The sequence below is a fragment of the Sphaerisporangium sp. NPDC051017 genome (assembly GCF_040683095.1).
Taxonomy (GTDB): Bacteria; Actinomycetota; Actinomycetes; order Streptosporangiales; family Streptosporangiaceae; genus Sphaerisporangium.
Genome location: NZ_JBFBCI010000123.1, coordinates 1 through 6,307, shown reverse-complemented (window position 1 = coordinate 6,307; position 6,307 = coordinate 1). Strand labels below are relative to the sequence as shown.

Below are 6,307 nucleotides of genomic sequence, written 5' to 3'. Positions count from 1 at the left end.
GGAAGTGCTGCCGGCGACGGCGCGGCGGGGAGCGATGCGGGTCCGTCTGCTGGTTCTTTCGGCATTTGGACCTTTTGCGTATCGTCGTCCCCCAGTACCGTCCACGAGTCCACCCGGACCGTTGGCAACGCGACACGCTGTACGAGCATGGCGCCTCCCCTTCATCAACGTCATGGATGAAGGGGAGATGACCACGTCACAACACCAGATCACAGAGCTTCTGGCGACCTTGCTGAACATCGAGAACATGCGCTGGAAGGCTTGAGATAATGGCGGAGTTCATCCGGGAGCTCATCGTGGCGGGCACCCGCGAGGGCCTGGCCGCCGCCCGGGGCCCGCGGCCGGGTCGGCGGCCGCCCGACCGTCGTCAACGCCGACCTGCTGCGCGCTGCCCGCGACATGCTGCCCAACCCCGAGCACTCCATCACCTCCATCGCCAAGCTGCTCGGCGTCTCCGCCGGCACCCTCTACAACCACATCCCTGAGGCGCGGGAGCTGCGGGCCGCCGCCGCGCGCCAGCTGGAAGCGGCACCGCGGTGATCCCCTCACAGCACCGTGCCAAGGGCGGCGCCCTGCTGCTCGGGGCAACCGGACCCGGGCGAGCACGGGCCCTTCGGCCCGTACGGAAACGATGATGAGAACGACATCGCCCATGCATCAGGGGACTGTCCAGCCTGGGAGTAGTCCTTGGCGAATGAGCTGGAGCAGCTGGCCGCGTTCAGCGTGCCGGCCCGCTGGGTCGACGCCGAGAGGGTGGAGCAGGCCATCCCTTCACCTGTGCACCGCGATCGCCGTCATGTCGGGCAGGCCGTCCGGATGCCGGCACCACAGAACCCGCCTCGCTCAGCGCCCGCAGCTACAGCCAGCGGCGGCCTTGGCCTCGGCGACGGTCTGGCTGGGGTCGACGGACTTCTCTTCGGGGGTGCAGCAGATGGTGGTGCCGCAGCAGGCGTCGTCTTCGGCGGTCGGGATCTCGCTCTTGCCGAGGGTGTCGGCGTCGGCCTTGACCACATACACCTCCCACGGCTCGGCGCCGGGGCCGTGCACCCAGACCTTGTCCTGCAGTGCGTAGCAGCAGGAGGTGTCGTTCTCTTCGAAGGTCGCCAGACCGGCCTCCTTCAGGCGGCTGGTGGCGGCGGTGACCTCCTCGGTGGAGGTGACTTCGACGCCGAGGTGGTCCAGGCGGGTGTCCTGCCCGGCCTCTCCCTCAATGAGGACGAGCTTGAGCGGGGGCTCGGCGATGGCGAAGTTGGCGTATCCCTCGCGGCGCTTGGCCGGCTCGGCGTTGAAGAGCTTGGAGTAGAAAGCGATCGAGCCTTCCAGGTCGGCGACGCGCAGGGCGAGCTGGACGCGGGACATGACGGTCTCCCCTCGTTGACGGGCCTGTATCGACGTTCGTCTATATGGTTGGGAGGTTGCCACGCTGATTAGACGCCTGTCAACATAGCCCCATGTCGAAACAGTCGCTTCCGGTGCTCGGCCAGACGGAGGGGTGCTGTGTGCCGATGGTGCGCGAACCGCTGGGCGAGACCGACGCCGTCGATCTGGCGCGGATGTTCAAGGCGCTGTCGGACCCGGTCCGGCTGCGGCTGCTGTCGCTGATCGCCTCGCACGAGGGTGGTGAGGCGTGCGTGTGTGACCTGATCGGCCCGTTCGACGTCTCCCAGCCAACGATCTCCCACCATCTGAAGGTGCTGCGCGAGGCCGGTTTGGTGGGTTCGGAACGGCGGGGGACGTGGGTGTACTACTGGGTGCTGCCCGATGCGCTGGCCCGGTTGTCCTCCCTGCTCCAGGCCCCGATCGCCATCGGGGCCGGCGCGTGAGCGCTGCTGTTCCGCTGGTCCGTCGGGTGGCGGCTGAGGCGGTGGGCACGGCTGCGCTGGTGGCCGTGGTGGTCGGCTCGGGCATCCAGGCCACCGAACTGTCGCGCGATGTTGGCGTGCAACTGCTGGCCAACTCCCTGGCCACGGTCTTCGGCCTGGGCGTGCTGATCGTGTTGCTCGGCCCGGTCTCCGGTGCGCACTTCAACCCGGTGGTGTCACTGGCCGCCTGGTGGACGGGCCGCCGGGGTGGCGATGGGCTGAGCCTGCAAGAGCTGGCCGTCTACGTGCCGGCGCAGATCGGCGGAGCGATCGGCGGTGCGGTGCTGGCCGACGCCATGTTCGCCCGGCCCTTGGTGGCCTGGTCCACCCACGAACGCTTCGCGCCGCACCTGTGGATCGGCGAGGTCGTGGCGACCGGCACACTGATCCTGCTGATCTTCGGACTCGCCCGCGCCGGGCACGCGCGCCTGGCTCCGGCCGCGGTGGCGTGCTGGATCGGCGCGGCCTACTGGTTCACCTCCTCCACCTCGTTCGCCATTATCTGGACACCATCGTTGATCATTCCTCCCGGCCGGTGCCGTTTGGCCTGGCGGGGGACGATCGTGGACAGAGCTGGAGATGCGGGTGTGGGTACGGCGTTCGGTAGGTGCCGACGGCAAGGTCGTAGTGGAGCTGGTGGACGTCGACGGGCGGCCGGTGGCGGTCGTGATGGCGTTCTTGGAGCACCTGTCGGCACGGGGCTGTTCGCCGAACACGGTCCGGGCCTACGCCTACGACCTGCTGCATTTCTGGCTGTTCCTGGGCTCGCGGGGGTATGAGTGGCAGGACTTCTCCGCGGTGCACGCCTTGGAACTGTTGGCCTATCTGCGGTCGGTGGTGGTGACGGGCCCTGGCCAGCGCCTGGGCTTGTCGGTGGCCGTGGACTCCTCCGGCCAGACCGGGCGGCGGCTGGCGCCGTCGTCGGTGAACCGGGCGTTGGCGGCGGTGTCCTCGTTCTACGAGTTCGTGATCTTGGGTGGGTGGGGCGGCGCGAATCCGATCGAGCAGCGGCCCGATCCGGCACTGGCACGGGTGAGCGAGCGGCATCGCCCGGCGCTGGGGTCGTCGAGTCGGCAGCGTCCGGTACGGCGCAGCGTGCGGGTCAAGACGGTGGAACGCCTGCCGCGGCCGCTGGAAGAGGCGCAGGTCCAGGCGCTGGTGGAGGCGGCGCGGTCGCTGCGGGATCGGGCGTTGCTGCTGCTCATGCTGGAGGGCGGGCTGCGGCCGGGCGAGGTGCTGGGGCTGTATCTGGAAGACGTCGCCTACGGCAGGCGGCGGGTGACGATCCGGCACCGGGAGGATCATCCGGCGGGGGTGCGGAGCAAGTCACGGACCGAGCGGGTGGTCGACCTGCACGAGGGCGCGGCGCTGGCCGCGCTGAGCGCCTACGTGATGACCGAGCGGCCGGCCGAGACGAGTACGGAGCTGGTGTTCGTGATCGGCTTCGGGAGCCGGCGTGGGGAGCCGCTGGGCTACGACGGGCTGGTGCGGATGTTCGCGCGGTGCGCGCAGCGCGCCGGGATCCGGCAGCCGTGGATCACTCCGCACACGCTACGGCACACTCACGCCACCAGGATGTGGGAGGCGGGCATGCGGGAACTGGCGCTGCAGCGCCGGTTGGGGCACGCCACACCCGAGTCCACCCGCCGCACCCGGGTGTCCGACCCGCTGGTGGTCGCCGAGTATCGCCAAGCGCTCGGCCGCGGCGCCGACACGAGCGCGGGCGAGGACGCGTGAGCCTGCCCGAACCGCTTCGGCCCGCGCAGTGGCCGGACGGCCACGTCGATGAGCAGACCTTCGCCGCCTACCTGGCCGAGTTGCCGGTCAGCAAGGTCTGGCGGCAGAAGCAGGCCGCGCGGCGGCGGGCGTTCGTGGCCCGCTGGCCGCGCCTGGAGGACTGGCTGGCTGAGCCGCTGCCAGTGCGGGTGGGCAGCCTGCCCGGCCAGCGCGCCGATCGGCTGACCGACCGGATCAGTTTCGAGGGCCGTCTCTACGTGATCCACCTGTCGCTGCAGCATGGGCTGCGGCTGGATTGGCCGTATCTGACCGCTGCGGCGACGTTACGGGTCCCGCGCAACGTCGGCGGCAGCCTGGCCGCCGGCATCGAGTGCCTGGTAGCGGACTCGGTACAGCTCGGCTACACCCGCCGGTCGTCCGAGCACGCGTTCTGGCCACTGGTCGGGCGGCTCCTGCTGGCCGCCGGCCACGCCGACCCCGCGCGGCTGGGTGAGGCGGATCTGACCGCCTATGCCCAGGCCCTCACGGAGTTCGCCAAGAGGGAGGACGTGGCCGCCTTCTACGGCCCGGCGGAGGCGTTCACCGTTCGTGCCGGGATTCTCCGCAGCCACCTGCACCGGCTGGCGACGGTGCTCTACCACCGCGGCCAACTCGCCGAGCCACCGTCCATGGCCAAACCCACCTACGCCCAGCGTCACGTCGGACCACCGGCGATGGAAAAGATCTTGGTCCGCTACCTGGAAACCCGCGCGCTGGACGCCCGCCCATCGACGCTGGAGAAGGTGGAGCTGGGATTGCGGCGCTTCATGGCATTCCTGGCCCAGCACGCGCCGCAGGTCACCGATTGGGAGCACGTCACCCGCCAGGACGCGCTGGCCTTCGCCACCTACCTGGACACCGCGACCGGGTTCCGAAGCGGGCACCCCTTGCGCGCCGGCCAGCCGGGAAATCCGCTGGCGATAATGACCAAACGCGCGATGCTATCGGCGGTATCGGTGTTCACTAGCGACGTCGCGAGCTGGGGCTGGCCCGGCGGGCCGACCCGGCCGCTGCTGGGCGCGGGCGACCTGCCCAAGATGCCCCGGCGAGTGCCCCGCTATATCCCCGATCACGAACTGGACCGGCTGATGGCCGCCGTCACCAGCCTGCCCGACTCCTACCAGCGGGCCGCGCTGCTGATCGCCCGGTGGAGTGGTGCCCGCCGCGACGAGATCCGCCGCCTGGAACTGGACTGCCTGGATGCCTACCCCGACGGCACTCCGCGGCTGCGGATTCCCGCAGGCAAGACCCGGCGTGAACGCCAGGTCCCCATCCACCCTGACGCCGCCGACGCCATCCGCGCCGTTCAAGCCGATCGGGGCGCCGAACGCGGCTTCCGCGACGATCTGTCCGGCACGGTGGTGCGACGGCTGTTCGTCCGCAAGGGACGCCCCTGCTCGGCGTCCTACCTATTCGACGCCTCGCTGGAGACTGCCTGCGTCGCGGCCGGGCTGGTGGACGCTGCCAGGCAGCCGACCATCACCGCGCACCGGTTCCGGCACACCGTCGGGACCCAGCTCGCCGAGTCCGGCGCTCGCCTGCACACCATCATGCAGGTTCTGGGCCACACCAGCCCCGGCATGTCGATGGTCTACGCCCAGATCAGCGATCCCCAGGTCCTGGCCGACTACCAGTCCGTCCTCACTCCTGGAACGACCATCGCCGGTCCCGCCGCCGAAGCGCTGCGGGGCGGGAGGCTCGGCCCCGAAGCCGTTGACTGGCTCACCACCAACTTCCTCAAGACCGAGCTGGAACTTGGTCACTGCCTGCGGCTGCCCGCCGAGGGTCCGTGCGAGTGCGACCTCTACCTGTCCTGCGCCAAGTTTGTCACCACTCCCCGCTACGCCGACCGGCTGCGCCGCCGTCATCGCATGCAGCAGACCCTCATCGACGACGCCCGGACCCGCGGCTGGGAACGGGAGGTCCAACGCCACCAGGCCACCGCCGCCCGCATTCAGGCCCTGCTCACCGAGCTCGGCGAACCCCTCCATGAGAACCACGACTTTGACGGGCAGGTCTGCCTATGAACACCGCACTGGCCCGCCGCGTCTTCGCCGAGTTCCTCGGCACCGCGCTACTACTGGCCGCCGTGATCGGGTCCGGCATCGCCGCGCAACGGCTCTCCCCGGACGATGTGGGGCTGCAACTGCTGGAGAACTCCACCGCCACCGCCGCCGCGCTGGTGGCCATCATCCTGGCGCTCGGCCCGGTCTCCGGCGCCCACCTCAACCCGGTGGTCACCCTTGCCGACCGTGTCTTCGGGGCCCTAACCACCGGCCAGGCCGCCGCCTATATCACCGCGCAACTCCTCGGCGGCGCAGCGGGCAGCGTCATCGCCAACCTGATGTTCTCCCTGCCCGCGGTCCAGATCTCCACCACGCATCGCAGCTCGCCCGGCCTCTGGCTCGGCGAAGTCGTGGCCACCTTCGGCCTGCTGCTGGTCATCTTCGGCGTCGTCCGATCCCGACGGCCGTCAGCCGCGCCGTTCGCCGTCGGCGCCTACATCGGAGCAGCCTATTGGTGGACCTCATCGACCAGCTTCGCCAACCCAGCAGCGACTTTGGCCCGCACGCTCACCGACAGCTTCGCTGGCATCGCTCCCGCCTCCACCGGCGCGTTCCTGATTGCGGAACTCATCGGCGCCGCGCTGGCCGTGCTGGCCATCGCCA

At 70.0% G+C, this 6,307-nt stretch carries 8 protein-coding genes; 7 read left to right on the top strand and 1 reads right to left on the bottom strand.

Annotation, left to right across the window (positions count from 1 at the left end; translation table 11 throughout):
• Both AB0M95_RS40475 and AB0M95_RS40470 read left to right on the top strand, forming a co-directional pair.
• Window positions 1–265, top strand: a 265-nt coding sequence (locus AB0M95_RS40475; protein WP_363776943.1) for a hypothetical protein, incomplete at its 5' end; no start/stop codon positions are given.
• 134 nt (window positions 266–399) lie between these two features.
• Window positions 400–540 carry a hypothetical protein gene (locus AB0M95_RS40470; protein ID WP_358526155.1) on the top strand — a complete coding sequence of 47 codons (141 nt, stop codon included), beginning with the start codon at window positions 400–402 and terminating at the stop codon, window positions 538–540.
• 303 nt (window positions 541–843) lie between these two features.
• Here the strand turns inward: AB0M95_RS40470 and AB0M95_RS40465 are convergent, their stop codons facing one another.
• Window positions 844–1,359 carry an ArsI/CadI family heavy metal resistance metalloenzyme gene (locus AB0M95_RS40465; RefSeq protein WP_358526156.1) on the bottom strand — a complete coding sequence of 172 codons (516 nt, stop codon included), beginning with the start codon at window positions 1,357–1,359 and terminating at the stop codon, window positions 844–846.
• Window positions 1,360–1,451: 92 nt separating this feature from the next.
• Here AB0M95_RS40465 and AB0M95_RS40460 point away from each other — a divergent pair, with 92 nt between their 5' ends.
• From AB0M95_RS40460 to AB0M95_RS40440, 5 genes are all read left to right on the top strand, one after another.
• Window positions 1,452–1,823, top strand: a complete 372-nt coding sequence (locus tag AB0M95_RS40460) for a metalloregulator ArsR/SmtB family transcription factor (RefSeq protein WP_363776939.1) — start codon at window positions 1,452–1,454, stop codon at window positions 1,821–1,823.
• Window positions 1,820–2,641, top strand: a complete 822-nt coding sequence (locus AB0M95_RS40455) for an aquaporin (protein ID WP_363776937.1) — start codon at window positions 1,820–1,822, stop codon at window positions 2,639–2,641. The genes AB0M95_RS40460 and AB0M95_RS40455 overlap by 4 nt, the downstream gene beginning before the upstream one ends.
• Window positions 2,532–3,599 (top strand): tyrosine-type recombinase/integrase, encoded by a 1,068-nt coding sequence (locus tag AB0M95_RS40450; protein WP_363776946.1) that lies wholly within the window; start codon window positions 2,532–2,534, stop codon window positions 3,597–3,599. Before AB0M95_RS40455 ends, AB0M95_RS40450 begins: the two co-directional genes overlap by 110 nt.
• Entirely contained in the window at window positions 3,596–5,665 is a 2,070-nt protein-coding gene (locus AB0M95_RS40445; RefSeq protein WP_363776934.1) for a tyrosine-type recombinase/integrase, read from the top strand. Before AB0M95_RS40450 ends, AB0M95_RS40445 begins: the two co-directional genes overlap by 4 nt.
• Window positions 5,662–6,307, top strand: a 646-nt coding sequence (locus tag AB0M95_RS40440; protein WP_363776931.1) for an MIP/aquaporin family protein, incomplete at its 3' end; no start/stop codon positions are given. The genes AB0M95_RS40445 and AB0M95_RS40440, both read left to right, overlap by 4 nt.